This is a genomic window from Litorivita sp. NS0012-18 (assembly GCF_040371945.1).
Classification (GTDB): Bacteria; Pseudomonadota; Alphaproteobacteria; order Rhodobacterales; family Rhodobacteraceae; genus Litorivita.
This window is the reverse complement of record NZ_BAABWS010000005.1, coordinates 1-24997: the sequence shown is the minus strand read 5'-3', so window position 1 is coordinate 24997 and position 24997 is coordinate 1. Positions and strand designations below refer to the sequence as shown.

Annotated in this window: 29 protein-coding genes and 1 pseudogene; 13 read left to right on the top strand and 17 right to left on the bottom strand. The window is 61.7% G+C overall.

All coding sequences use genetic code 11. The annotated features are described in order from the left end of the window. The first annotated feature begins 15 nt into the window (after positions 1–15). The 5 genes from ABWV64_RS14825 to ABWV64_RS14805 all read left to right on the top strand — a co-directional run bounded on the left by ABWV64_RS14825 (position 16) and on the right by ABWV64_RS14805 (position 7170). Positions 16–945: a DUF2493 domain-containing protein gene (locus ABWV64_RS14825; RefSeq protein ID WP_353346643.1), complete on the top strand. Its 930-nt coding sequence runs from the start codon at positions 16–18 to the stop codon at positions 943–945. Positions 946–1480: 535 nt separating this feature from the next. Further along, complete coding sequence (locus tag ABWV64_RS14820; protein WP_007120662.1) at positions 1481–1687, top strand: hypothetical protein; 207 nt, start codon at positions 1481–1483, stop codon at positions 1685–1687. Positions 1688–2247: 560 nt separating this feature from the next. Next, on the top strand, positions 2248–2841 hold the full coding sequence (locus ABWV64_RS14815; RefSeq protein WP_353346641.1) for a transposase: 594 nt from the start codon (positions 2248–2250) through the stop codon (positions 2839–2841). After that, positions 2828–5161: a relaxase/mobilization nuclease domain-containing protein gene (locus ABWV64_RS14810; protein WP_353346639.1), complete on the top strand. Its 2334-nt coding sequence runs from the start codon at positions 2828–2830 to the stop codon at positions 5159–5161. Before ABWV64_RS14815 ends, ABWV64_RS14810 begins: the two co-directional genes overlap by 14 nt. Before the next feature lie 8 nt (positions 5162–5169). Continuing rightward, positions 5170–7170, top strand: coding sequence for a type IV secretory system conjugative DNA transfer family protein (locus ABWV64_RS14805; protein WP_353346782.1), 2001 nt, complete (start codon positions 5170–5172; stop codon positions 7168–7170). A gap of 155 nt (positions 7171–7325) precedes the next feature. On the opposite strand, the gene ABWV64_RS14800 is transcribed toward ABWV64_RS14805, so the two are convergent. Next, positions 7326–7832: a PIN domain-containing protein gene (locus ABWV64_RS14800; RefSeq protein ID WP_353346637.1), complete on the bottom strand. Its 507-nt coding sequence runs from the start codon at positions 7830–7832 to the stop codon at positions 7326–7328. Then, positions 7829–8908, bottom strand: a complete 1080-nt coding sequence (locus ABWV64_RS14795; RefSeq protein WP_353346635.1) for an ImmA/IrrE family metallo-endopeptidase — start codon at positions 8906–8908, stop codon at positions 7829–7831. Before ABWV64_RS14795 ends, ABWV64_RS14800 begins: the two co-directional genes overlap by 4 nt. Before the next feature lie 108 nt (positions 8909–9016). Here ABWV64_RS14795 and ABWV64_RS14790 point away from each other — a divergent pair, with 108 nt between their 5' ends. The 4 genes from ABWV64_RS14790 to ABWV64_RS15985 are packed head-to-tail and all read left to right on the top strand — an operon-like array spanning position 9017 to position 11962. Next, on the top strand, positions 9017–9241 hold the full coding sequence (locus ABWV64_RS14790; RefSeq protein WP_009815559.1) for a DUF2188 domain-containing protein: 225 nt from the start codon (positions 9017–9019) through the stop codon (positions 9239–9241). 26 nt (positions 9242–9267) lie between these two features. Then, complete coding sequence (locus ABWV64_RS14785) at positions 9268–10293, top strand: CBASS cGAMP-activated phospholipase (protein WP_353346632.1); 1026 nt, start codon at positions 9268–9270, stop codon at positions 10291–10293. Next, positions 10290–11489, top strand: a complete 1200-nt coding sequence (locus ABWV64_RS14780; RefSeq protein ID WP_353346630.1) for a nucleotidyltransferase domain-containing protein — start codon at positions 10290–10292, stop codon at positions 11487–11489. The genes ABWV64_RS14785 and ABWV64_RS14780 overlap by 4 nt, the downstream gene beginning before the upstream one ends. Beyond that, on the top strand, positions 11489–11962 hold the full coding sequence (locus ABWV64_RS15985; RefSeq protein ID WP_502902678.1) for a type II CBASS E2 protein: 474 nt from the start codon (positions 11489–11491) through the stop codon (positions 11960–11962). Before ABWV64_RS14780 ends, ABWV64_RS15985 begins: the two co-directional genes overlap by 1 nt. A 136-nt stretch (positions 11963–12098) precedes the next feature. Here ABWV64_RS15985 and ABWV64_RS14775 read toward each other — a convergent pair whose 3' ends face one another. The 8 genes and pseudogenes from ABWV64_RS14775 to ABWV64_RS14740 all read right to left on the bottom strand — a co-directional run bounded on the left by ABWV64_RS14775 (position 12099) and on the right by ABWV64_RS14740 (position 18169). Then, complete coding sequence (locus ABWV64_RS14775; RefSeq protein ID WP_353346628.1) at positions 12099–13178, bottom strand: TrbL/VirB6 family protein; 1080 nt, start codon at positions 13176–13178, stop codon at positions 12099–12101. A gap of 6 nt (positions 13179–13184) precedes the next feature. After that, the gene (locus tag ABWV64_RS14770; protein WP_353346626.1) at positions 13185–13589 is read right to left on the bottom strand and encodes a hypothetical protein; all 405 of its coding nucleotides are present in this window, start codon (positions 13587–13589) and stop codon (positions 13185–13187) included. Next, positions 13586–13774 carry a hypothetical protein gene (locus ABWV64_RS14765; protein WP_085638574.1) on the bottom strand — a complete coding sequence of 63 codons (189 nt, stop codon included), beginning with the start codon at positions 13772–13774 and terminating at the stop codon, positions 13586–13588. The genes ABWV64_RS14770 and ABWV64_RS14765 overlap by 4 nt, the downstream gene beginning before the upstream one ends. Then, positions 13771–14757: an ATPase, T2SS/T4P/T4SS family gene (locus ABWV64_RS14760; protein WP_353346624.1), complete on the bottom strand. Its 987-nt coding sequence runs from the start codon at positions 14755–14757 to the stop codon at positions 13771–13773. Before ABWV64_RS14760 ends, ABWV64_RS14765 begins: the two co-directional genes overlap by 4 nt. Before the next feature lie 4 nt (positions 14758–14761). Continuing rightward, the gene (locus tag ABWV64_RS14755; RefSeq protein WP_353346622.1) at positions 14762–16141 is read right to left on the bottom strand and encodes a TraB/TrbI/VirB10 family type IV secretion system protein; all 1380 of its coding nucleotides are present in this window, start codon (positions 16139–16141) and stop codon (positions 14762–14764) included. Further along, positions 16138–16833, bottom strand: coding sequence for a TrbG/VirB9 family P-type conjugative transfer protein (locus ABWV64_RS14750; RefSeq protein WP_353346620.1), 696 nt, complete (start codon positions 16831–16833; stop codon positions 16138–16140). Before ABWV64_RS14750 ends, ABWV64_RS14755 begins: the two co-directional genes overlap by 4 nt. A gap of 1 nt (position 16834) precedes the next feature. Beyond that, positions 16835–17488, bottom strand: a complete 654-nt coding sequence (locus tag ABWV64_RS14745; RefSeq protein ID WP_076981280.1) for a VirB8 family type IV secretion system protein — start codon at positions 17486–17488, stop codon at positions 16835–16837. A 16-nt stretch (positions 17489–17504) separates the two neighbouring features. After that, a pseudogene (locus tag ABWV64_RS14740) lies at positions 17505–18169 on the bottom strand (type IV secretion system protein). Here ABWV64_RS14740 and ABWV64_RS14735 point away from each other — a divergent pair. Then, a complete protein-coding gene (locus ABWV64_RS14735; RefSeq protein WP_353346788.1) occupies positions 18080–18304 on the top strand; it encodes a hypothetical protein in 225 nt (74 codons plus the stop codon). The pseudogene ABWV64_RS14740 and the gene ABWV64_RS14735 sit on opposite strands and share 90 nt — an antisense overlap. Positions 18305–18312: 8 nt before the next feature. Here the strand turns inward: ABWV64_RS14735 and ABWV64_RS14730 are convergent, their stop codons facing one another. From ABWV64_RS14730 to ABWV64_RS14700, 7 genes are read right to left on the bottom strand one after another with little or no spacing between them, the layout of a single operon-like run. Continuing rightward, positions 18313–19467 (bottom strand): lytic transglycosylase domain-containing protein, encoded by a 1155-nt coding sequence (locus ABWV64_RS14730; RefSeq protein ID WP_353346617.1) that lies wholly within the window; start codon positions 19465–19467, stop codon positions 18313–18315. Next, entirely contained in the window at positions 19457–19624 is a 168-nt protein-coding gene (locus ABWV64_RS14725; RefSeq protein ID WP_353346615.1) for a hypothetical protein, read from the bottom strand. The genes ABWV64_RS14730 and ABWV64_RS14725 overlap by 11 nt, the downstream gene beginning before the upstream one ends. Continuing rightward, on the bottom strand, positions 19621–21996 hold the full coding sequence (locus ABWV64_RS14720; protein WP_353346613.1) for a VirB4 family type IV secretion/conjugal transfer ATPase: 2376 nt from the start codon (positions 21994–21996) through the stop codon (positions 19621–19623). Before ABWV64_RS14720 ends, ABWV64_RS14725 begins: the two co-directional genes overlap by 4 nt. Next, a complete protein-coding gene (locus tag ABWV64_RS14715) occupies positions 21986–22264 on the bottom strand; it encodes a VirB3 family type IV secretion system protein (protein WP_353346611.1) in 279 nt (92 codons plus the stop codon). The genes ABWV64_RS14720 and ABWV64_RS14715 overlap by 11 nt, the downstream gene beginning before the upstream one ends. Then, positions 22257–22550, bottom strand: a complete 294-nt coding sequence (locus tag ABWV64_RS14710) for a TrbC/VirB2 family protein (RefSeq protein ID WP_012187163.1) — start codon at positions 22548–22550, stop codon at positions 22257–22259. The genes ABWV64_RS14715 and ABWV64_RS14710 overlap by 8 nt, the downstream gene beginning before the upstream one ends. Continuing rightward, positions 22547–23167: a lytic transglycosylase domain-containing protein gene (locus ABWV64_RS14705; protein WP_353346608.1), complete on the bottom strand. Its 621-nt coding sequence runs from the start codon at positions 23165–23167 to the stop codon at positions 22547–22549. Before ABWV64_RS14705 ends, ABWV64_RS14710 begins: the two co-directional genes overlap by 4 nt. A 43-nt stretch (positions 23168–23210) precedes the next feature. Continuing rightward, complete coding sequence (locus ABWV64_RS14700) at positions 23211–23564, bottom strand: hypothetical protein (protein WP_353346606.1); 354 nt, start codon at positions 23562–23564, stop codon at positions 23211–23213. Positions 23565–23774: 210 nt separating this feature from the next. Between ABWV64_RS14700 and ABWV64_RS14695 the strand changes: the two genes are divergently transcribed. From ABWV64_RS14695 to ABWV64_RS14685, 3 genes are all read left to right on the top strand, one after another. Beyond that, positions 23775–24026 carry a hypothetical protein gene (locus tag ABWV64_RS14695; RefSeq protein ID WP_353346780.1) on the top strand — a complete coding sequence of 84 codons (252 nt, stop codon included), beginning with the start codon at positions 23775–23777 and terminating at the stop codon, positions 24024–24026. A gap of 124 nt (positions 24027–24150) precedes the next feature. Then, positions 24151–24408 (top strand): helix-turn-helix domain-containing protein, encoded by a 258-nt coding sequence (locus ABWV64_RS14690; RefSeq protein WP_164193010.1) that lies wholly within the window; start codon positions 24151–24153, stop codon positions 24406–24408. Positions 24409–24575: 167 nt separating this feature from the next. Further along, entirely contained in the window at positions 24576–24803 is a 228-nt protein-coding gene (locus ABWV64_RS14685; RefSeq protein WP_353346604.1) for a hypothetical protein, read from the top strand. The last annotated feature ends 194 nt before the right edge of the window (positions 24804–24997 follow it).

Below are 24997 nucleotides of genomic sequence, written 5' to 3'. Positions count from 1 at the left end.
CACTGGAGACCAGACATGGCTTACGACACCGCAAACACCTACGAGACCATCGAGCTTTTCGGGCTCACGGAAAAGGACGCACAGCTGCCGATCCCGGAAGATCACATCCTGACCGACCACGTCATCCGCGAAAGCTTCGAGGCTCTGCTTGGTCAATTGCGCAATACCGGCCTTGAGGCAGAAATCGAACCGCTGGCGCATGGGCTCGCCACGATCCTGCAGCGGCGCAAGGTGGCGCTCGGCAAGGAGGTCGACCGCACCGCCGACAAGATCGGCGCGTTGGCAAAATCCCACGATGGATCGGAGATCGCCGAGACCGCGCTCGAAGACGCGCAGGCGCGCTTCCTGCAGCTGCGCGAGATTGTCGGCGCCATCGAGGTGATGAGCGAGGCAGCGGCGGAATGCTACGAGATCGAGACCGGTCACGCCTTCATCCCGGCAGCCGGGTCGCGCGCAAACGTCCGGGCGCAAGAGACCGGGGCGGTCTTCGAGGCGCGGCAACTGCTGGAGCAGCACGACCGGGAAACCGCCGAGAAGTCGAAGGTCGAGGGCGTGCCTCTGATCGTCTCGGGCGCAACCGACTGGACCGATGTCGATGTGATCTTCAACACGCTCGACAAGGTTCGCGAACGGATCAGGCAGAACCGCAATCAGGAGATCTTCCTCTGCCACAAGGGTGGCAAGCACGGGGCGGAGATGATTGCGGCTCGGTGGGCTCGGGCACGCGGGATAGCACAGGCGCGCTTTGATCCGCGCTGGTCCGCGCACGGGCGGGCGGCACCGTTCAAGTGCAATGACGAGATGCTGGACGACAAGTTCGCGGCGACGGGGGTTGTTCTCTTCGGTGGCAACGGGGTCGCGCTGAACCTCGGCCAGAAGGCGGAAGCGAAAGGTCTGACGGTCATGCGGGTTGCTGACCCGGTGAAGAAGGCGTCGCAGGATTGAAGAGAGGGGGTCGCGCTTGGCGCGGCCCTTTCGTCATGTCTCATGGCGCGGGCGGTCGGTTACGCAAGATCGACAGGCTGCGACGCCCAGCACCGTCATCCCTCTACCCGGTCCGTCAGAGTTCGGCCCATCCACATCGGTACGGGCTGGGGATGGTGCGCACCACGCACATCGTCATCAGCGCAAAACCGAGGGGTCGAGACGTCGCACTTGAGGCTGAAGACTTGCGCATCCCTCGGGGCGTGTTTCGGAACATCGCATCCACGCGGGCGGGCTCCGTCAGCACCCCGGCTAGGCTCGCCGTGACTCGGACGCGGATGGTGGCAGCTGCGTGATGGCAAGGCTCATCGGGATCTCTCCTTTTTGCTCATTGATGTGGATCGCACGGGGTCGGCCCGTTCGTGCCCTCAGCTCACGCTTCGGCAAGCACAAATACGGCTTCCACGGCTGGCCGCAGACCCTCCGCATTTGCGCTTGCGACCGGGCCTCTTGCCCCCGTGCCGGGTGATCCCCATCGCAACAAGGAGTAACCCAAATGACCAACCACTACGTCGCCACCGTTCCCGTCAAGTTCACCGATACCGATGGCCAGGAGCGCACCCGCTTTCAGCGCGTCGGCGCGATGTTCCGCAACACCCGCAACGGGGATGGATCGGAGTTCTTCAGCCTCAAGCTCGACTTCCCGGTCGCGGTCTCGGAGCTGGTGATGTTCCCACCGAGCGCGAAAGATCCCCAGGACTAAATCCTCTGGCGAGGATGGGCCGCCCCAGGACGATCTTGGGGCGGCCCGATCCCTGTTACAGGGATGCCGTGTCCGGCGGCCAGATCGCCCGAGGTGACCTCCTCTTGGTGCAGGTCCCTGCGCGTTCAACGGACGCACTCTCCCCGGAATGATCAGGCCGCGACAGGGCGGACAGTCAGCCTCAAGGGGGCCATCCGCAAAAACCTATCGGCCAGGGCCTCCCGGTTTTTGCGGCAGAGATTTGGCGGAGCCAAATCTGGCCCTCCTTGACCCTGACTGTCCGCCCTGTCGGTGGGGTTTGCGCCCGCCCGCGGTTCCGTCCGAACACTTGGCGTTCGGCCAGACTCTCGGGCGGTGCTGGGGAAGGGGACCCATTGGACAGGTGGGGTTCTTGATGGCGAGGGGGCAGGCCCGCGCCCCTACGGGCTGCGGGGGAAGCGGACACCAAGGCTGCCTGAGCCTGAATGCCACGTAAGTATATAATTGACAGATTGTTATATTATCGTAAGGTGGGGTCAGCCTTGGTGGAAGGTGGCAGGAAATAGGGGGTCTTTCTTCGCATGTCTCGCTCAAAACGCCTCACAGATGCGGACCGCATGGAGATCGTTCGCGAAGCCGTGGAAGGCGTTTCCACTTCAGTGCTGGCGGAACGCTTTGGCGTGTCGGTGCGGGCGATTCAGTACACGCTCAAAGCTGATGCCGAGCGCCAGACGGATGCCGCTATTCCGGTCTCAGCGGTCAGTGTGAAAGTCACGGCTGCGGAGCTTGCGGCGCTCGACGAGGTGCTGGCCGAGGCCGGAATCGAGAGCCGAGCCGAAGGGCTGCGGCGGCTCATTCAGGCGGCGGGCGGAGTGTTCGTTCCGGACGCGCAGATGGCGGCCGAGATGGAGCGCTACAGGGCCTCTCTGCACGAGGTCGGCAATGGGGTCGCGCAGATCGCCAAGTGGATGACGCAGGCCAACCGGCAGGGGCAGGGGGCTGATGGTGGGACTGGTGCCGAATTCTCGGAACTGCGCCTTGCGCAGATGCGTGGGCTGGCGCGGTTCATTCTGGATTCTGCTGACGAGATCGACCTGCTCCTGCGGCGCCGTCGCGACGCGATGCAGCTGGAGGCCACGGCCGCGCTGAGGGAGTTTGCCCATGCGGCTGAATGATGCAGTCGACGCTGTCACCGGCGAGGTCTTCCGGGATGGCTGGAGCCGGATCCGGGGCTCGATGCAGGGGCTGCATGTCGCCAAGCAGAGCCAGCTTGTGCGCGCGGCAGCGGGACACCGGCCTGCGGTCTTCAAGGCGATCCGGGGCGGGGGGACGCATACCAAATCGCAGCTCGCAAACCAGCTCGATTACCTCACCACCAAGTCCACTCATATCGTGGACAGTAGCGGGTTCCTGGATGGCAAGGCGAAGCTCGAGGCAAAGGACATCAAGGACCTGACCGAGCGCTTTGCCAAGCGGTGGGATGCGGGCTTCAAACCCAAGCTCGGGCAGACCACCCACATGCTCATGTCCTTCCCCATCGGCACGCGCGGCGAGGATGTGCGCGACATCGCGACGGATGTGGCCGAGCGCTTCTTCCAGACTGATGAGGGGCATTTCGATTACATCATTGCGGTGCATGAGGACCGCGATCACCCCCATGCGCATCTGGTGCTGAACCGCCGCTCGCAGGAAGGCGAGTTCTTCTTCCTCGGCCGCAATCACCGCTTCAACTATGACGACTTCCGCCTCGCCATGGTCGAGGAGGCGGAGAAGTATGGCGTGCGGCTGGAGGCCACGCGCCGGGTGGATCGCGGGGTTGTGCATTACCCAGCCCGCACCAGCGAGGTCTACGCCGCGAAAGAAGAGGGGCGCGCACCCCGCGAGCGCGAACGCGTGGGGCAGGACCTGACCCGGACGCTGGCGGAGATCGCCAATACCAGAACCGTCTACCATTCGCTTGCAGCGGAGGCTTCGCGCGAGGCCCGCGAGGATATTGCCGCGGCGCTGTTCCGTGCGGGCGAGGTGCTGGCGCGCGGCGGGCAGGTGGACCGAACAGGAGATGTGTATATGGCCGAGGATCAAAGCTTCGAGGATCTGAGAAGCCTCTATGCGGAGAAGCTTGCGCGGGTGCAGGGCATGATTGCCGAGAAGTCAGACGCGGAACGTCCCGTGCTGGAAAAACGCCTCATCGAGATCCAGACGCAGGTCCAGCACATGCAGCCTCTCGGTTTGCGATCATCCGTGCTGTCAGAGACCCCCTCGGAGGGCGGGATCTATTCCGAAGCCAATATCAACGCCAGCCAGCGCGAGCGTCTGGCAGAGCCCGATCTGAGATCGCGCATTGACGCGGCACTACACGGCACCGGGATCAGCACATCGGAAGTGGTGGCCCGGATCGAGACGGGCGCCTCAAATGCAGCGCTCGAGCATCAATGGATCGCCAATGATCTAACACGCGTGGCTGAGGCGCGGGATCTGAACCTCGAGCGCCGCGCCGATCTGGAACAGGCGCGCGACATTCTAAATGACGTGCATGTCGCGCTCGGCACGATGCTGGAACGGGAAAACGTGCTGCGCCGGGATGGTGTCATGGAAGCGGAACCGGTCGGCGAGCAGTTCCATTATCATGAGGGCGCGGTCCGGGCGATGGAAGGGACAATCCGTCAGGAGATGCGCGCCGAGGGTCTGACAGTGCAGCAGATCGAGGGCCGGGATTGGGAGGTTGTCTCGCGGGCAGAGCGCCGGATCGAGACCGAGCAGCGCGCGTATCTCGAGGCACATCCGGAGCTGCTCGCACGTCCAGGCGATGTGATAGACCGGTCTGAACCCTACAGGGAGACCATCACCGATGTAGCCCGCGCCAGTGCGATCACCCGCGAAGTCGACCGCATCATGGAGGGACGCGACCTCCGTACGCCCGTTGCAGATGCCGTCACGGATGACTTGCGCGCGCGCTATCCGGACATGCCGTCCCACCTCGCCCGCGGGCTCGGTGCGACCTATGCCGCTGTCGTCGAGATACGCGACACGGAGGCCATCAATCAGGTTCGCCGCGACAACGAGTTGCGCGAGGGGCTTGCGGTTGGCACGCGCGACGACCTCCTCTCAGCCCGCGGTGAAACGGCGCCGCAGTCTGCCCGTACCGACCGCCTCGCAGACGAGATTGCGCGTGTCCTGGAGCATGAGCGGGCGGGAGAGTTGTCCGCGCCCTTCGAGACCGAGGCGGAGCGGGACGCTTTCCGCGACGAGATCGCGCGGGTGCTGGACGTTCGCCAACGCGACCGGCTCACATCTGGCGATGCCGATGCGCTGGAAAAGGTCCTCGAGGACCGTCTCGACCGGCTCTATGTCGCCAAGGTCTACTTGCAATCGGATGCCGCGACGGCCAACACCGAGGCCTTGCGCCAGGTGGTCGATGAACTCGCCGACGCCGAATACGAAAAACACCGCACGGCAGACGTCGATGGCGAAACCGAGCGGGGACAGGTCCATTGAGCGGCGCCATGGGAAAGGCGCGGATCGCCACGGGTGTCCTGCTCGTGATGCTGGTGGCCGCCGCCATGGGCTATACGATCGCCTCGGCGGTTTTGACCTACCAGGATATGGGCTTCGGGGCCGAGATCGACTTTGCCTATATCGCGCAGAACTATCTGGCGATCCTCGATCGCCGCCCGGAGGACGCGCAACTTATCCACCTGATCATCGGCAGCTTTGCCGCCGCTGGCATGATGCTGAGCCTCGCCCTCTCGGGGTCTGCCCTCACACGGTTTGGCCAGACCCATTGGCAGACCGCGCGCGAGATGAAGGCCAATGGCTTCTTCGGGGCGCCCGGGACCGGGTTCATCCTCGGCAAGCTGGGGACGCCGGGCTCCCGCGCCAACTACATTTGCTCCAAGGTCTTCCCCCACGCGCTGATCGTGGCCCCCACGGGCCGCGGCAAGACCACGGGCTTCGTCATCCCGAACCTGCTGACTTGGCAAGGCTCCGCCGTGACGCTCGATGTGAAGGGCGAGTGTTTCGAGGCCACGGCCCGGCACCGCGACGCCCAAGGCGACAAGGTCTATCGCTTTGCCCCCACCGATTGGGAGGGCAGGCGCACGCATCGCTACAACCCGCTCCTACGCATCTATGAGTTGAAAGATCCCGCACGCCAGCAGATGGAATTGCAGCTCCTCGCGACGCTCTTCTTGCAGAGTGACAATGACCGGGTGCAGGGGCTGCTCAAAGGCGGGATCGATCTCTTCGTGGCGGCAGGCCTGCTGGCATTCCAACGCAAGCGCCCGACCCTGGGCGAGATCTACCGCATCGCCGCTTCGGGCGGGAACAAGCAGAAGGAATACTTCGCGCGCGGCCACGAGGTGGACAACCGGGCCGCCAAGTTGATCTTCACCCGGCTGGCCTCGACCAACAACGACACGCTGACCTCCTATGTCTCGCTCCTGATGACCTCGGGGCTCGACCAATGGCAGAACCCTGCCATCGATGAGGCGACGGCGGTGTCGGACTTTGACTTCCGGACGATCCGCAAGAAGCCCTTTTCGGTCTATCTTGTCGTCCAGCCGCTGATGGTGAAGCCGCTGGCGCCGCTGATCCGGCTCTTCTTCTCCGACCTGCTCTCGGCCATGCAGGAAAAGGATCCCGGGCCGGATGAGCCCTGGCCCGTGATGATCATGCTCGACGAGTTCAATCGCTTGGGCAAGATGCCCATCGTGGTCGAGAGCATCGAGACCCTGCGGACCTATCGTGGTCACCTGGCCGTGGTCACCCAAACCATCCCCGCCCTCGATGAAATCTACGGCGAGAACACCCGCCGCGCCCTGCAGGGCAATGCCGGCGTGAAGCTTTACCTGACGCCCTCCGATGAAAAGACCGTCGAGGAGCTGAGCAAGGCGGTCGGCAAGACCACGAAGACCGTGGTCACGCGGTCGCAATCCATCGGCAAGAACCCCTTCGAGGGCCGCAGCCAGTCCACACGGACCGAAGAAAGCTCGCTGTTGCCGGAAGATGAGGCCCGTCGCCTGCCGCTCGATGAAATTGTCATGGTCATCGATGCCCAGATGCCGGTCCGTGCAAAGCGGATCCAGTATTTCGACGACCGGCTGTTTAAGGCGATTCATGCAGCGCAGACGGGAGAACTGCCGTTTCCGGAGCCGGGGGGAGGGGAGCCGCAGGGCAATCTCCCGTTGAGCGTGCGCGCCATGCCGATGACTCCGCCTTCAAACGGACCAGGTGGGTCTGACGCCGTTGTGGAGACCGCACACCAAGATGCTGGCAGCCAAACGTCAAAGCAAACCGACGTCGCTCCAAAAAAGACCGCGCCTGTCGTTCAAACCGTTATCGCCGAGGAACAGCGCCAGATGGAGATGGATTTTGGAAGCCAGGTCGCCGATGCAGAGGCAGCGAGCGTAGCTGATGAGGCGCAGATGCGCTCTGCAGTCGATGGCTTGGACGACATGGAAGCGATGCTGCGAGAGGAGGATGGTGAAAGGCTGGTTGCGCGATAGGGTGGCGGGCATGGCGACCTGCGCGTAGCTTCCGTAACGCTGAATGTCACAAACGATGCTTTTTGACGCTGAAAAAAGGGGCTGGTTTGCATGACCGTTCGATCTTTCGCTCGGAACGTCGTGGGCAGGGTCCAGCCATCTCCACCTTGTTCAGATTATGCCCCGAGACGGCGCAGCCGCTTGTCGATCTCGGCGGGGGGTAGGAAGACCGCCTCATCCGCCCGCCAGATTTGCAGTGCGGAAACAAGAAGCTCGACCTCGCAGACTTCGGCGGCGTGCAACTCGTCTATGATCCACAGGACGCCATGAACGCGCACGGCGCGGGCGGTGGCGACTTTGCGCAGAAGATTGTCGCCGGTCAGGAGGATGCCGTTTTCCTGGCAGGTTGTCGTGACCAGAGCGAAGCAGTCATAGGCTGACAGACGGCTGTGCTCACGCTTGAGCGCAACCACCTGCGCGACTTGCTCGGCTGGCAGGTCATAGGTGGCAAGGCCACCATCTTCGAGCATCCGCCATTCCTGAGCCGTGAAGTCGAGAAGCTCCTCTTCACGAATGGGCAGGGGCACGATGAAGCGATAGGGCAGCCGCAGCAGGACGTGCAGCAACTCTCCCTTCTTCAAGTCGATCAGACAGGACGCATCATTGACGACAACACAGGTCACTGGTCACGAGGCCCCCTGATGTCGCGTTCGACAACGCTCAAGGGGAGCCCGAGCATTTGCGCCGCCCGCACGGGGGAAATCATCTCCTCGCCGAGCGCGCGCCAGACGAGGCGCTCGAAGCGCTGCGGCTTCTCGAAAGCCGCGAAGCCCTCGCCTGGACCGATAGGCTCCGGCTCCTCGCGCCGCCAGCTTCGCGCATAGGTCTTGAACGCATATTCCACAGCACTCTTCGACAGGATGTCCACCTGGCCGAGCCGCACGAGCATCGCGGCGGCAGAGACGCCATAGGTGCGCTTGAGCCGCATGATCTCTATCCAGGTCATGCCGTGACGGTTTCGGCCAGCTTCCTCTTCCAGATGCTCACGCGGAATGAGGAACGCCCCCGCGAAGCGGTGCATCGAGGGTTCCTTTTTCAGTGCGGCATTGCCGGTTTCGGTGATGATCCGGTGCGCGAGTTCGTGGGCGAGGTTGAAGCGCTTGCGTTCGCCATTGGTGTGCCGCGAGACGACGATCACCTCAGTCGGTGCGCCCTCCGCCCGTTCGACATGACAGGCCAGCCCGTTGATGCGTTCCGGGAGATCGGCCTCGATGACCTTGAGTCCCTTATCTTCGAGCAGCGCGGTCATACTCGGGATCGGGTCGATCCCAAGCTGCCACTCGCGCCGCACGTCCCGCGCCTTGGCGTCGATGGCCTCTTCATCGGCCATCATGTCCACGCGCAGCGCGGCGAAGGGGTCTTCAGCGGGGTGCATGTCGAGGATGTCCTCGATGGCAAGATAGTCTTCGAGCTTCTCGATCACAATGGATTCCGCCATCGCGCGATCCTGCGCCGAGGCGGTCGAGTTCTTTCGCCACTCGACGCTTTCCAGAGCTTCGACCTGACCGCCGAGCAGGAAGTCCAGTGACACGCCGAGCGCCTTGCCGAGGCCGACCAGCACCGACGAAGACGGCATCATCTTGTCCGCCTCGTATTTGCTGATGGCCTGCGCTGACACGCTTGGGGTTACGCGCTCCGCGAGCGCTTGCATGGATAGACCCGCCCGCTTGCGGGCAAGCCTGAGTCTTTGTCCGAACATGGTCCTCTCCCGGCGGTTATTGTTGTGGTTGATAAGCGCCATTTCTTCCTGTATATTTAAACATAAGGTTGTCGCATCGTCAACCGAAATCGACACGTGAGGCTTGAAATGTCTAAGAAAAATCAGCATGTTGTGCCGCATGAAAGCGGTTGGGCAGTGAAGGGGGCGGGTAACTCCCGCGCGTCTTCCGTCCACGGCACGCAGCGCGAGGCCATCACAGCCGCGCGGGAATCCGCCATTCGTCAGGGCAGCGAGATGCTGATCCACGGCGAGAACGGTCGCATCCGCGAGCGCAACACCTATGGCAAGGACCCGTATCCGCCGAAAGGCTGAAGGGCATAAGCGGAATGGATGTCAGGATGAGCAACGGTGGGAACAACAGGCAGATACGTCGCATCCTCTCCATCGACGGGGGCGGGATTAAGGGCACGATGCCCGCTGCATTCCTCGCGGGGCTCGAGGAAGATCTGGGCCAGCCCATTGGGCGCTATTTCGATCTCATCGCGGGCACATCGACGGGTGGCATCATCGCACTCGGCCTTGGCCTCGGCCGCACGGCAAAGGAACTGCTCGAGCTTTACGAGCGTCGCGGGCCTGTCATCTTCGGTCAGGACAATGCGGATGATGAACCGCTGGGGAGGATACGGCAGGCATGGCGCACCCTCACCGCCACAGGTCGGCACGTAGTCGGTCCAAAGCACGATGCGGCAATTCTTGCTCGTGAACTCAAGGGCGTTCTCAACAACGATCTGATCGGGCAATCACAGACCCGGTTGGTGATCCCGGCGTGGGATGCCGATCTCCGCAGCCCTTATACCTACAAGACCGCGCATCACACACGCCTGCAAACCGATTATCGCAAGACTGCGCTTGATGCCGCCCTGGCTACGGCAGCGGCACCTACGTATTTCAAGCGACATCGCACTGCTGATGATATTGGCCTGACCGATGGCGGGACATGGGCCAACAATCCCACAGCCATTGCTGTCGTCGAAGCCATCACTCTTCTGGGGTGGCATCCGTCAGACCTGCGCATTCTGAGCCTGGGGTGTCTGGACGAAGTCTACATGCTGCCCGAAAGTCCCGGGTTTGCCGGACTCGGCCTCAACGTCCTCAACCTTTACGCGGATGGGCAATCACATGGCGCCCTCGGCATGGCAAAACTTCTGACGGGACACCCTTACGATGGGGATCGCATCTACCGCATTTCGCCGTCTGTCCCGAGCGGGTTTTTTACCTTGGATGACACCACGAAGATCGGCCGCCTCAAGGGCCTCGGTATGTCAGAAGCCCGAAAAGCAAAGCCCCACCTGACCCCGATCTTTTTCACCCAGCCTGCCGATACCTTCGTGCCGGTCTATCAACTCAAGGAGAAAGCGGCATGAATCAGATGTTGCGACAGCCGCTGACCGACTGTGATATTCGGCGGCGCACGCAGATATTCACCATCCTGGACGAGATAGGCGAGGATCTGGACCTCACTGAAACCCAGTTTGATCGTGCGCGCCAGAGCTATGGCGCCGTCGGAGACTGGCTGTCCGGTTCAACTGATCCCCTACTCGTCAGTGTTCTGGTCTATCTCCAAGGGTCCAGTGCGCTTGGAACGGCCGTGAAGCCAATCGGGCGGCGGGAATTCGATGTCGATCTGATCTGCTTTTGTGCAGGTATCGCGTCTGGCATCTCACCAGCGACCCTGAAGGCGGCGGTTGGAAACCGGCTCAAGGAACACGCCACCTATGTGCGCCTTCTCGAAGAAAAAAAGCGTTGTTGGCGTCTCAACTATGCGGGGGACTTCCACCTCGACCTATCCCCGACGATAGCAAACCCGGTCTGCGGCAACCGGGGCGAATTGGTGCCCGACCGGGCTCTGAAGGAATGGCATCCGACAAACCCGCGGGCCTACAAGACCCTGTTCGATGAGCGCGCCGCACTCCGGCCTACCTTTGTGGGCAAGTTTATCGCCATGCAGCGGGACGAGGCGACGGTGGAGCCGTTCCCCGTCCGAGAAGCAGTGAAAGGCATCCTGCGCCGCATCGTGCAATTGCTCAAACGGCACCGCGACGTTTTTTATCAGAACAACACGCAAGACGTGGCCCCGATTTCCGTTATCATTACCACCCTTGCGATGCAGTCCTATGCCTATTGCGTGCGCAACCACGTCTTCCATGACGAAATGGATCTGTTGGTCGAAACTATCCGGATGATGCCGCACTTCATCGACCGCCCCATTCTGGACGGACGGCGGGGCTATGCCATCCTGAACGAGACAACCAACGGGGAAAACTTCGCCGACAATTGGAACAAGGATGAACGCCGGGCACCAGCGTTCTATGCGTGGCACGCACAAGCTCTGTCCGACTTTGAAGTCCTTCGCGATGCTGTTGGTCAGGACCGTGTGTCATTGAACATGGAGCGTTCGTTCGGTTCCGGTGTCACCGGACGGGTTCTCGGCAACCGCGTCAATGCGGTGTCGGATGGTCGCAAATCGGGTCTGCTTTCTGTCGCACCTGTGGTCGGGCTGACGACATCGAAGGTCGCAGCATCAACGACCGTGCCCACAAATACGTTCTTCGGTGATTGATGATAGGACGAGGCGGGCAATACGACCTGACCCTGTCGCAGCAGCTGCTGTTCCTGAAGGCAAGCCCGGCTATCAGTGGTGTGGGGCAGGTCCGCGCAAACAAATTGACATGGCAAGAGCCTATACAACCGACCGCCTTGGCGCGCTCCTACCTTGCCACTATCACGTTTCAGCCGGGTCAAACGCCCGGTGTTCAGATAGACGACCCGAATCTGGAGTTGCTGGCGGCAGGGCGTCCTTTGCCTCACGTCTACAGAGATCCGCTGCGCCTTTGTCTTTATCTTCCAGGTGCCAGGGAATGGGACGCGCGGAAGCGGATCGACCAAACCATCATTCCGTGGACTTACCTTTGGCTCTATTATTTCGAAGATTGGCTTTGGTCAGACGACTGGAAAGGTGAAGGGCAACACCCTGGCGAAGAGCCTGAGCCAGTTGGCAATCGGGCGATGCGCAGGGCCGTGGCACGGTGCTAAAATTGTCGATTCCGCCTGTGGCAGAAACGGTCGTGTTTGGCCACGTGCCTTGTGTCGCGAGGGATCAACCGTTTAGCAATGACAAAAACCCGCGGCGAAACCTTTGCAGTTTTGGCAAGTTTTTGGCACCTGGCTGTCACCGCCTGCCCAACCTACCAAGTCTCGAAAGCTGCGCAAGCATCCGAGCGCCGGTCCCGGTCCCGTCGCCGGCGGGAGATGCGGTTGCCCCGCCCGCAGTATTGGGTCGGCTTGGCAACGGTTGCACACCGAAGAAATGTCGCGCACGAAGTGCTGCGTATTCCGCGCCAGTCGCACCTCCGATGGCGTACCGGTTGTAGACTTGCTGGCTTCCTGCAAGCCCTCGAGCAAAGGCATAGCTTCCACCGAATCCAGCAGAGAGCGCTGGCATCATGATGTTTCCAGAAATAGCACGCACCAGGAATGGCGTTGCTATGATGAACCCCTTTGCCATCAGCACCATCATGAAGAAGGGGATGAGCGCGCCGATGTTGGAGGCCCCTTCCGGATCGCCCAAATCAGCAAGAAGCGCACGCGAGACCCCCGTGATCGTCGCGAACACGCCGGCAACGACAATCGGGTACATCGCGAAGGAAATCAGCGCTGAAAGCCAGCGCGCGAAATAGTCCTTGGTCACTTCAAAAAGGGTCAGGAAGATCATGATCGGTGCAATCCCGATCAGCAGAGCGATCATGAGCCTGGACGCAACGACTATAAACGCCGCCAACCCACCGAGGATCGAGAGCAGCAAAACCCCCAGGGTGTCCAACAGGGCACCGGCCATCCAGTTCAGTTCAGACCCCGCAGCATTCAAATAGTCCCCGAGCGCCGCGATCAGGTCATCGAACTCCTCTGCGAAGGTACCGGATGGGCCCGGTGATCCGCCGCCGACAGAGGCCACGAGCGATCCGGCAATGCTGTCGATCCCGTTCAGGATCGCCGCAGCAAGGATGTTGAACTGTACCCAATTGGTTGCAAATGCGCCTATCAGCCCGATCTTCACGGCGAGCCAAAAGGCCGTGCGCCCGTCCATGGCGCGGTATTGGTAGATGGCGTTGATGAAAACCAGAATGACAACGAGCGTAGTGCCGAGTACGAGTATCGTTCCGACTGTTGCGGCGACCGCACCGAATTGCGTCTCAGCAGCGGTAGTCAGATAGCCTTCGGCCGTTTCCACGAAGTAGGTGACGACACTCATGAAACCCTACCAGTTTCCAGCAGCTTTGCAGATTGGCATTGCTTCGCGCCGAAGCTTATTTGCCTGCCGTCGGTATTCTGACGTCGCTTCCACGATGTCCCAGTATTCAGATGCGGCGAAATTCTCGACGAAGACGCCTTCAGCTGCCTCCCAGGGCGGATACCGCGTAGGACATTCACAGCCTTGGGCTTCAACGATGCGTTGCATGCTCTGCGCCCGATAGATCTGTTGGATCAGGAGCCGTTTGTGGGACTCGCGCACATCTATGTTTTGCATCCATTCTGGCTCTGGAGGTTGATTAGGGCAGACATCCGGTTGGTTTTCGAGGGTTGGGATCAGGCTCCGTTCAGCGACGCCAGCGGTTGCGCTGAGAGCGACGAGCAGGCTTCCGATTGCAGCGGCTCGCATCATTCTGATGCTGCCTTCGTATCAGCGGTCTCGCGCTTCAAGAACGTGGTATAGCCGTAGTCACCGGCTTCAGCTGTAATGACTTCCCACCCCTCAGCGCCGCGCTCATTTAAGGCGCTTCGCATCGCGTCGTAGTCCTTTTGCTTCTTCACCTGGAAGAACAGGATGTCATATTCAAAGGTCTTCATTGGGAAGCTCCGATTTCAGTTGCGCCGGGGAGGTAGAATTCGGTGATGCCGCGTTTGCCGTCATGGCGACCAGCCTGGATGATCACGTCAATGGAATTTTCGATGTACTGGATCATGTCGGCATAGGTCATCGGGATCTCGGTTTTGAGCGCGGCGATTGCGAGCCGCTGCACGGCCAATTGCGGGGTTTCGGCATGCAGCGTGGTCATGGACCCGCCATGGCCGGTGTTGATGGCTTCCAGAAAGGTCATGGCCTCCTTGCCGCGCACCTCGCCCAGGATGATCCGATCGGGGCGCATGCGGAGCGTCGCAGTGAGAAGCACATCGGCGGTCTGGAATTCCGCGTCGCGATTGGCGATGAGGGTCACGGCATTCGGCTGGGTCGGCAGAAGCTCGGCGGCTTCCTCGATGGTGACGATGCGTTCCTCGGACGGTACGTGAGAGAGGATTTTGCGCGCGGCTACGGTCTTGCCGGTGGAGGTGCCACCCGAGACGATCATGTTGAGTTTGTTCTCTACGCAGAAGGTGAGCGCATCATCGATCAAACCCGCGGCCACCACGGCGCGTAAGGCGCGCTTCTTTTCCACGCGCAGGTCTTCGAGCTTGCGTTCTTTGCCATAGAGAAAGTCGAGCGCGATACCCTCGAGCGGCAGGCTCGAGAAGAACCGCAGGCTGATCGACATGGCCGAGAGTACGGCGGGCGGGGTGATGACCTGTGCCCGGATCGGGCGACCCTTGTAGGTGATCGATACCGAGACGATGGGGCGATCCTTGCTCATCGTTGTATTGGCCGAGGAGGCGATCTGGTTGCCGAGGTCCCTGACCTGAACGCCCCTCAGCCTTTGATCCAGCGCGCGCATGAAGTGATCGCCCCGGAATTCGCCCCAGCAGCTGCCATCAGGGTTGATGCAGATCTCAATGACATCGTCGCGAGCGGCGGCGTCGATTCGGTCGAGGGAAGTTTCGAGATAGCTTAGTGACATGGGCTCAGAATATCTCCAGATCGCGGTCGACCATGACCGTGACGCGGGCGCCCTGGTCGACATAGATGACGGGGCCGATGGAGAGGTAATCGCCAATGACGCTGTCCGTGGCATCTGCCAGATCATCGCCAACGTCTTCGAGAACGTCGGCGGCAGTCTCATCCTGAACCTCGGAGGCGGCGGCACTGGGTGCGGCAGAGATCAGCGAGATCAGGGCAGCCGACCCGAAACGCTCGGCAAAGCGCGTGTCCACAAAACCGGTAACACCGGAGCGACCCAGTTCATCGCCCCCGAATGAACTGATCTGGACGGTCTGATTGTCAGGCAGGATGATCCGGTCCCAGGCGATGGTGACGCGGCGCTGCGCGATATCGACGCCGGAGCGATAGCGTCCGATAAGGCGAGAGCCACGGGGGATCAAAAGGCGCGCGCCATCGACGCTGTAGACATCTTCGGAGACAACGGCACGCGTCTGGCCGGGCAGGGAGCTGTCGAGGGCGGTTTCCATGACGGCTTGGATCATGGTGCCCTGTAGAATCGTGTTGGAGGGATTGGCGATCACCTCGGCCTGCGTCACGGTGGAGGGTAACGCACCGTTCAGCACGAAATCCGTCACCTCGCCGAAGGTGCGTTCGGTCAGAGCCGTTTCATTCGCTCCGGAGGCACCGCCAAAAGCGATGGTCGGTGAGGCGATGCGGCGCTCCTGAAATGCACGTTCTTCTGCGGCGCGGCGTTCGAGCTCGGCCAGAAGTCTCGCCTCTTCTTCGCGGCGGAGCCGTTCTTCGTCCCGCGCGCGCAGCTCGTCCTCAGACGGCCCCAAGGGCGCGGGGGCAGGACGGTTGGCTTCCAGTTGAGCCAGTTCCAGATCCATGCGTAATTGCTCAAGGCTGCGATCCCGCGCCGTCAGTTCGTCCTGGAACCGTTGCTGTGCTGCTTCCGAGGCGGCTTGCAGCGCCGCGATCTGAGCGGTCAGCGCGTCGATCGCCTCTGCGGCGGCGGTGTCTTCCTCGACGACCGGTTCGGGGGCGTTGCGCAATTCCTCGATCTGAGCCTGCAGGGCGGTGATTTGCGCCAGAAGCTCCGCGTTCGGCTCGACTGGGTCGGGTCCGACGAACACAACCTCGGGCTCGGGCGGGGGCAAGGTCTCGATGGTGCCAAAGCCGTCCCCTTCGTTTTGAAAGACGTCCGGGGTGGCCGTCGGCAAGGCTTCCTCTTCGTCGGGCTGTGAGAGGAGATAGAGCAGGGCAGCACCTGCGCCGATGACGAGGGCCACGATCAGCGCGAGAAGGGGCGACCGGCGCTGCGCGGCCGTGGGGGCGCGGGCACTGCCTTTCTCAAGGGCGGCGAGGCGCTTTTCCAGCTCGGTGTTCTCGGTATCGCTCATGGGGCGGCCTCCGGGGGCGCGATCGCCTCAATGCAGACCACCTCTTCGCCAAGTCGCAGGACCCATTGGCGGTTCACGCCGCTGACGCGGATCACGCCGTCTTCAGGGGTTTGCGTGTTGACCGTGCGCTCACGGCCGCCCGCGTAGCGGAAGATCGCTGGCACAGGTGCATTTCTCGGAAAGGCGAAATACGTGAACGTCCCGTCATCCCAGATGCGCGTTGGCGTGAACTCGGTCCGCGCGCTGGCACCGTAGTTGTAGTTCGGCGCCTGGGCCGCGATGGCCCGGGTCGGGCGCGCAGCGTCGTCTGGATAGCGGAACTGCACCACGTAGAAGGTCGGGCTGCGGACCTCCTGGACGTTGAAATAGTAGCTGCGCCTGTTCGTATAGACGGTCACATTGGTATGGACACCGCGCGCGACGGGCTTGATTGCAAAGGCAAGGCCGCCCGGCACGCCATCGATCTCAAACCCTTCCGTGTCGCCCGCGATAATCGAGCGGATGCTTTCACCCTCGCCGAACTCGACCGTGGTGACATGGGTGAGCGAGACACTGAGGCGGTAGACCTGACCTTCTTGATATGTTGCCAGCCGCACGCGGCTGTCATTTGGGCCACCGCGCGGGATGGCTTCGGCGAAAGCGAGGACCGGCAGTAGGGCAAAAAGGCCAGCAACAAAGAACTTATTGATCAAACTAATTCTCCAATCTGTCGGAGCGGATGGAATATTCGAGCACGGTGAACCCAAACGGATTGGTCCAGACCTCGTCGATGGAGCGGCGGGTCTCGGGGCGGAACTCGAAGAGAAGGGTCGCGGTGAAGAGCCCGGTTTGGGTGCCGTTGATGGAGGTCAGACGCTTGCGCAGGCGCACCGTGGCGCGGTTGGTGCCGATCCGGTTGATGCTGAGGATTTCCACGTCGAGCCGGGCGTTCGGCCCGTAAACCGTCGGCGGGTAGTTCTCGTTGGCGCTGTTCCAGATCTGGCGCAACCCGCTCTCGGCAGCCCCGTCAGAGCGGCGCAGGACGCTGCGGATGCGCAGGTCGTTGTCGAGCTGGTTGTAGACCTCGCGGTCGGTCACATAGCGGAACACTTCCGCCTCGATGATCGCCTGGTTGGCGGTCACCGAGGAAGCGCCCACCGATGCTTCGGGGAGTGCAAAGCCGGTGGCGGGATCATAGGGGACAACGACGGGGGGCGGATCGACATCGAGGATCGAGACAGCTGCCGCGCTCAGACAGCCGATGATGCCGAAGACAAGGCCTATCAGGCCAAGACGCTGCCAAAGCCGTTCACGGCGCAGGGCACCGTAGACCAGCTCTTCCTCGATGATCTCTTGTTCACTCGCCACGCGTCACACCCCGCACTCACTCGGCCCGCAGCTCGGGCAGCGTGAAATCCATGAAGCGCTGCTCCTCGGCGATGGTGGCGGCATCGATCACGCCGCCGGTGCCATCGCCCACGGTTTGAATCGCTTCCAGCTGCCACATCGCCACGAGGGCGATGGCCAATTCAGCTGTCACGCGCGTGTTGAGATCGACGCTTTGCTTGAGCTCTTCCATGTCGTCGATGAGCCCGACAAGGCGATCGACCCGCTCGAGCGATTGGCCGGCATCCTCATAGCTGTTCTGGGCCGCCGTCGAGACAAGGGCACCGGTGGTGGCCTGCGTCGCCACGCGATTGGCCCCGGGATTGCCGCTGGTGGCCATTTCCGAAAGCGTGTCATCGTCAAAACCGAGATCAGCCAGAACCCGGTCCATCTGGGTTTCGATCTCGCCCGCACCGGAGCCAGAGAGCCGGAGAAGTCTCCGGTCTTGATGGCTTCGATGGTGGCGAGGATGTCCCCGAATTCCTGATCCAGCAGGCCGTTCAGCTCGTCCTCCATCTCGGTGCGGATGATTTCAGGAAGCTCTGCCAATCGGGTCAAGGCTTCATATGTTCTTTGCAGCTCCGCGAGTTGGTCCGTGAGTGTCGCAAGCTGTTCGCGGAGTTGCGTCAGCTGCTCATTTTGCAGGATCTCGTCTTCGATCATCTGCTGGAGCTGCTGGATGTTTTGCGCGATGTTCTGGGTGTCGACGACGGGCACGCCTTGCGCCATGGCGGGAGTGAGGGTGGCGAAATGCAAGCCAATTCCAAGCGTTGTGGCCCAGGCCGTTCTCATGAGTAAATGTCCCATTAGTCAATTTCCCTGATCGTGAATTCCATGAACGCGCCTTCGGCCATGCGGGCGCTGGCCTGGGCCAGCTCTTCGGCGGAGAGCACGCGGGTGCGGGCGGCCTGAAGCCGGATGCGGGCGGCCACGAGACGCACCAGTTCGGCGCGGGCATAGGTGTTGAGTGCGACGCTCTCCTGCACGTCCTCGGTTTCGGAAATCCGTTCGACGATATCGCGGATGCGCATGGCGGCTTGCCTGATCGCGGCGGGTGAGTTGCTGCCATAAAAGGCCGCGCCGTGCCCAGTGAGCGAGAGGTTGGCATTGGCCAGAAGCGCGGGGTCGATCGTGCCAAGCGCTTCGATCCCGCCGATACGGGTCAAATAGAGGTTATAGCGTTCGGGGATCACCTGGACGTAGTGCTGGGTCTCGCGGAAGGGTGGCACGCCGCCATACTCGAAAACCCGGCCGGGTCCGGCGTTATAGGCCGCAAGGGCGTTGATGATGTTGCCATCGAAGGTGTTGAGCTGTGTCGCGAGATAGCGTGCACCGCCATGCACCTGCAGGTAGGGGCTGTCATAGTATTCCGGATTGATGCCCAGATCGCTGGCGGTACCGGGCATGATCTGGGTGAGGCCAAAGGCGCCGACGGGTGAGCGGGCGCCAATCGTGAACCGGCTTTCCTGCCAGATGAGCGCCTGTAGGAGTGCGCGCCATTGGACCGGGGAGAGGCCCGCACGGCCAACGCCGGCAAAGCCGCTGGTCTCCTGAGCCACGCGGATAATGAGCTGCTCGATGTTTTCCGCCGCATCCCCGAACATCTGCGCACCGCCGGGATTGGGATCAATGTCACCCGTGCCATAGACCGCCTCGACAGAGCGGGCTGGATCGCCACTGCCGCTTTCCAGGCCCGAGACCATCGCCGGCAGTCCTTGACCGCCGAAGCTGGTTTGGGCATCGAGGATGCGTTGCAGGGTTTCCAGCTGCTCCCGTTCGATCTCGGCGATGAGTTCGCGCACGGCAAGCTTGTCGGCCTGAACAGCCAAGTCTGCCTCGCGATCGCCGGTCTCGACGATGTCGCGCGCGGTCAGCCCACTGTCATTGGTCGGCACGCCTTGAGACAAGGCGAGACCGGGCAGCAGGCAAAACGCCAGGATATGAGGCAGGCTAGACTTCAATGTCGCCCTCCGGGGTGCCAAGGGGCGTGAAGTCACAATCAGGCGCGACAGGTGCTGTGGACGCAAGGAATGTGAAGCAGTTCGCCTGCGGCTCCTGGTACTGGGTGCAGGAGGCCAGTGCGCCGAGCGCAGCCAAAGCGACAAGAATACGGATCATGAAAGCCTCCAAAAATCTGGGCGGTCGCGGTAATCGGAGCCGACAAGCGCTTCGCCCTTTTCCATGCCGCCAAGGATGGTGAGATTGGGTCCAAGCGCGCTCAGATCGGCATCGACGACGATCGAGCCCTGATCGTCGCGGATCAGCGCCAAGCGGCTGTTGCTGCCCGTGTTGAGAAGGACGTCGAGCTCCTTCTCCGTGAGGTTCAGCATGGCGTAATCCGCAGGCTGCGCGCGGATATTGGGCAGCAGGATCTGCGTCGGAACGGCTTCGACGATGGTCTTGCCGGTCCGGGTGCGCTCAAGCTGGCTGGCATATTGCGTCATCATCACCGCGACGGTGTTCTGCTTGCGCGCAGTCACGAGCCAGTTCGACAACCGTTCGGCGAAATATGCGTTGTCGAGCGCCTTCCAGGCCTCGTCGATCACGATGATGGTGGGGCGGCGGTCCTCGATCTCGCGCTCGACCCGGCGGAAAAGATAGGACAGGACCGCCATCCGTTCCTTGTCGGCCTCGCTGTCGAGAATGCCGGTCAGATCGAAGCCCACGACATCGCCCTTGAGCGAGAACGTGTCCTCGAGGCTCTGCCCGAAGATCCAGCCATAGCGGCCGTCTTCGGTCCACTCGAGCAGGCGCTGGTGCAGATCGCCGCCGTCATCGGTGGACACGAAGAGCGATGCGAAATCCCGCCAGTTCCGTAAGGCCGGGTTCGTGGCCTGCGCGTTTTGGCGCACCACTTCCTGGATGCGGTTGGTCTGCGCCGGCGTCAGCGGCTTGTCGGCACGGTAGAGCAGGGTGGCAAGCCAATCCGAGAGCCAGGCGGTGCCGCGCGCATCGATCTCTGTCCAGAGCGGGTTGAGACCCGTGGGCTGGCCGGCCTTGAGGGAGGCGTAGCGCCCGCCGTTGGCGCGGACGGCCATCTCCATGCCGAGGCGGTAATCGAAGACGAAGATCCGGGCGCCTGCGCGACGGGCCTGGGTCATCAGGAAGGCCGACAGCACCGATTTGCCCGACCCGGGTCGTCCCATGATCAGGGTATGGCCGCTGGTGGGTTCTTTGTCCGGGCTGCCCTGCTCGTGATGGGAAAACCGGTAGGCGCTCTGCTCGGGCGTTGGCAGGTAGGTGATGACCTGACCCCAGGGCGTTTTCTCCGCAGGCTTGCCAAGCTGGGTCCGATGAAACGCCGCGAAATCCGCGAAGTTGCGATTGGTGACGGCGCTTGCACGCACGCGCTTGGGCTGGTTGCCGGGATGCTGGCTGAGGTAATGGGCCTTTGCGGCGACCCGCTCACCGATCATCTTCACGCCCTCAGTCGCGGCGGCGTTCACGATCTCGGCGCTGAGGGTTTGCAGTTCTTCGAGCGTGTCGCAAAAGAGCGTCACGACCATGTGATGCTCGCCGAAGCTTTGGCGCTTGGCCTCGAGATCATCGGCGGCGATATCAAGGGCTTCCATGAGCGAGAGGGCGGCGTCCTGGCTGGCCTGCATCTGGCGCTTTTGCCGCTTGATGCGGCCCGCCATGAGGTTCGAATTGATCGGCGTGAAGGAGTGCGTCACGATCATGTCGACCGGCAGGTTCAGCATGTCGAACATGGTGCAGGAGGTGCCTTCCGAGTATTCTCCGATGGTGAAGCTCTTGCCGTAGCGGTGGCCCACGACGCCCTCGGAAAGCTCGAAATGGTCGCCGTGAAACGTCACGCGGGTATTGGCGACGTTGAAGGACAGAAAGCCGTAGGTGTTGGCCGGGTAGAGCGGCAGCTCCTGCCCGGTGTTGAGCGCCCCCAGAAACCCCACCAATTCCCCCGATGCGGCCGAGAGGAGCCGCGGCTTGAGCTCGGTAAGGCCTGACAGGAAGACGTTCACGGCCTCGCCCAGGCGCTGCAGGCGTTTGCGGGTCTCTTCTCTCAGGCGGTCCGGCGCGCTGCGGCCGAGGAACGGCAGGAGGCTTTTCGGGGGCGCGCGGTGAATGATGGTGAGCGTCAGGGTCTTGTCGCGCAGCCCGCTGGTTGCAAGTTTCGCGCGCCAGCGCCGGTCGACCTCTCCCGCAAAGCTGTCCTCACGAATGGGGTCCAGTTCCGGTTTGATGGCCTTGGAGACCTTGTGGACGTAGTAGCTGAATTCCGGTCCCAGTTGCGCGATGACCCGGGCGAAGAGCGCGGTCACCTTGTCGAGATAGGCATCATCCGCGGTGTAGCTGTTGATCCCCTCGAGCCGGATGCAGCGGAAGAGCTCGTTGACCCGGGTGCGCACGGTCTGGTCGTCGACGAGGCTCACATAGGGCAGCGTATGCGCAAGGCGGGTCTCGCGCGCATACCACTCTGGCGTCATCGTGCGGGGATCGAGCGCTGCATCACGGGCGTCATCACGGGGCATAGCTGTCCCCGCCGTGGATGGACCGGTTGCGCGTGGGTGGCGTCTCCTGCAGCGCCGTCATCATTACGTCGATGAAACGCGGGTCCCAATCCGCGGCCTTCCAAAGCACCGGATAGCTCAGGGCGGCGAAACCCAGCACCGCGATGTGCTGGACCCAGACGAACAAGAGCACCGAACCGAAGAGCCAGACCATCGCATACATGATGGGCAGGCCCAGAAGCTTCGGCGGGCGCACGAGCCCAAGAAAGAGGGGCGAGCGTTCAGCCACCGGCAAAGACCGCAGCAACGATCGTCGGGGCAGCCGCGACACCGGCGATGCCGACCAGGACCCAGAGCGCCTGGCGCAGATCGATGATGTTGAAGAACCAGCTGAGAAAGACCCCGAGAACGGCAAGCGTCGCGATGACAACGCCAAGTGGGCCGGTCAGCGCATCGACGATGCCCTGTAACAGGCTCTGGATCGGAGAGAGATCGATGCTCTGTGCTAGGGCGGGCTCGGCAATGAACAGGAATAGCGCCAGCGAGGCGACAAAGAGGTTTGAAATCTGTCTCACGAATTTGATCCTTCCAATCGGGCCACGACAGCCATGACGCGGGCCACGTGGTTCTGGGTTTCTCGGTAAGGGGGAATGCCACCGTGTTGGCGCACGGCTTCCGGCCCCGCGTTGTAGGCCGCCAGCGCCAGATGCGGATCGCCGAAGCTTTCCAGCATCATCGCGAGGTAGCGAGCGGAACCGTCGAGGTTCTGTTGTGGATCGCGCGGGTCGACGCCGAGGTCGCGCGCGGTGTCGGGCATAAGCTGACCAAGGCCAATGGCGCCCGCGTGTGAGATCGCATCCTGCCGATAGGCGCTCTCCACTTCGATATTGGCGCGGTAGAGGCTCAGCCAGTCCGTGACGGAAAGCTCCGCGCGCCTTAGGCCGGGATGGCTGGCATAGCGCAGGGCCGTGGTCTCTATGGCGTTTACGACATCGGCGCGGGGCAGGGGTGCCGGACCGACATGAGCTGCAAAGCGCATCGCTTCACGCTCTGGCACAGTTGCAACGCTGCCGAAAATCGCAAGGTCGTCGGCTGCCGATCCCTGACCGATGCCGTCATTGTAGTTCCGAGCAAAACTGCTCTGAGACCGGGATGGGGTCAGAGAGCCGTCGCTCTCCATGACCAGGACCATTTGCGCTGAGGCTGGTGCTGCGATCAGCCAGAGACAGACAAGGTTAGTTGCCAGCGCCCTCGTCTGATGGGGCGAGCTTGTGGCTTCGGCTTGTCCCCGCTTCAAGCGGCAGGTCGACATGCGCAAAGCCAAGGCCAATGAAGAAAGACACCACGCCGGAGATCGTCTTGAATTCGCGGATCTTGATATCGTTGTAGGTCGTCCGCGTGCGGGCTGTGACCAGAAGCTTTTCGACGCCGTCGTCAGAGACGGCACGCATGATCCAGACCCCGTAATAACTGGGGCCTTTCTTATGTGCCGACTCCTGGCACAGGATTTCTGCGCTATAGCCGCTTTCCACGAGTTCGCGGAACCTGGCTTCCGTAACCACATTTGGTGCTTCGATGTCCCAGTTCATGGCCCGGCTCACGCTTTCTCCAATGGCGCAACCTCGGGGCTTCCTACTTGAACCCCAGAGTTACGATAGTATACTATCAACCGCAAGATGTAATATCGTGCTTTAGCTGTAGTTTGGTTACGCAAACACTAGTCACGGCTAGTGTCCGCGATCAAGGAGATAACAGGTTTGAGAAACCCACGGTTGACATGCCTGCTCCAATTACAAGCTGTGGCCCTCCTGATTTGCCTCCCCGGGCCGGTTTTGGCGGAATCCTGCTTCGCCCCGGCCCGTCCTTTCCTACCAAGCGATTCGCAGGCAGCGCGGGACTATGCGGACATCATCCGTGGCGATTTCGAAGATTACATCCAGGATATCCAGAGCTACTTCCGTTGCCTCGACGGCGAACGGGCCCGCGCTTTCGAAGAAGCGCGGGAAGTCAGCGAGGACTACGGCCGATTTCTGCAATTGGTAGGGGATTGATGGGCAGCCTCGGGAGCATCAGACTTGCCGCCCATGGAAACCAGACGCCGATACCACCCTCAAATATCTATTTTTTAGATAACAGATTTCATCCGCTAGCGACGTCACAAAAGGTATGTGACGCGTGGCAAAGACAATCAGAAGCACGGGACAGGTGGCACTCTGCCAGGCGTTGGTCGACGCCCGAATCAAGGCAGGCCTTGGACAGGCTGAATTGGCGACCAAGCTCAGATGCCACCAATCCCTCATTGCCCGCCTTGAAAGCGGCCAGCGCCGAGTCGACGTCGTCGAACTGGTCGTCCTCGCCCGCGCCATCGGCTTTGACCCCTACGAGGTTCTCGCGATCGTTGAAGCCGCCACGGAGCCCGACCATAGAATTTGAGAAAAATGCAAATTTGGGGCGTACCGCTTTGGATGTCCCTTCGTGAAATCCGCTACCTCAAGGAAGAGCAGTTAGCCAACATCCACCAATTGCGTCATGCTGTGCAGGCGAAGCCTGGGAACACGATGCCGCGATTGCAGCGCCAAAGTGCAGGAAGTCAGTAAACAGTGGACGATGATAATGGTGAAGGCGTCGCGATTGCCAATCTGATCGGGACCGACGGGCGCAGCGTTGTTGGTTGGGTTTATAGCTGGACTACAGGCGCGCACGCGGTGATGTGGGACGTCCATGGACCCCAGCCGGTATCGAAAATCCGGCCGGATATAAGTGACGAACAGAAGCAAGAAATCGACTTCGACGGTTTGAAACGGATCGGAAACGGCGACAGCAAATAGGCTTCTCAGGTAGCCGCCAGTTCATATTGACGGACAGGGTACGCTGGCATACCAGAAATTGGGTCGGCACGCGGCAATGCGGACTCTGAGCCCTAAGTGCAGAATGCTGCACCCCGCATCAACGACGGCTTTCAATGTTCTGCCGAGGCAGCGTCTTTTTTGGAGGGGCAAAGCCTTCCAAAATTATCGGAAGG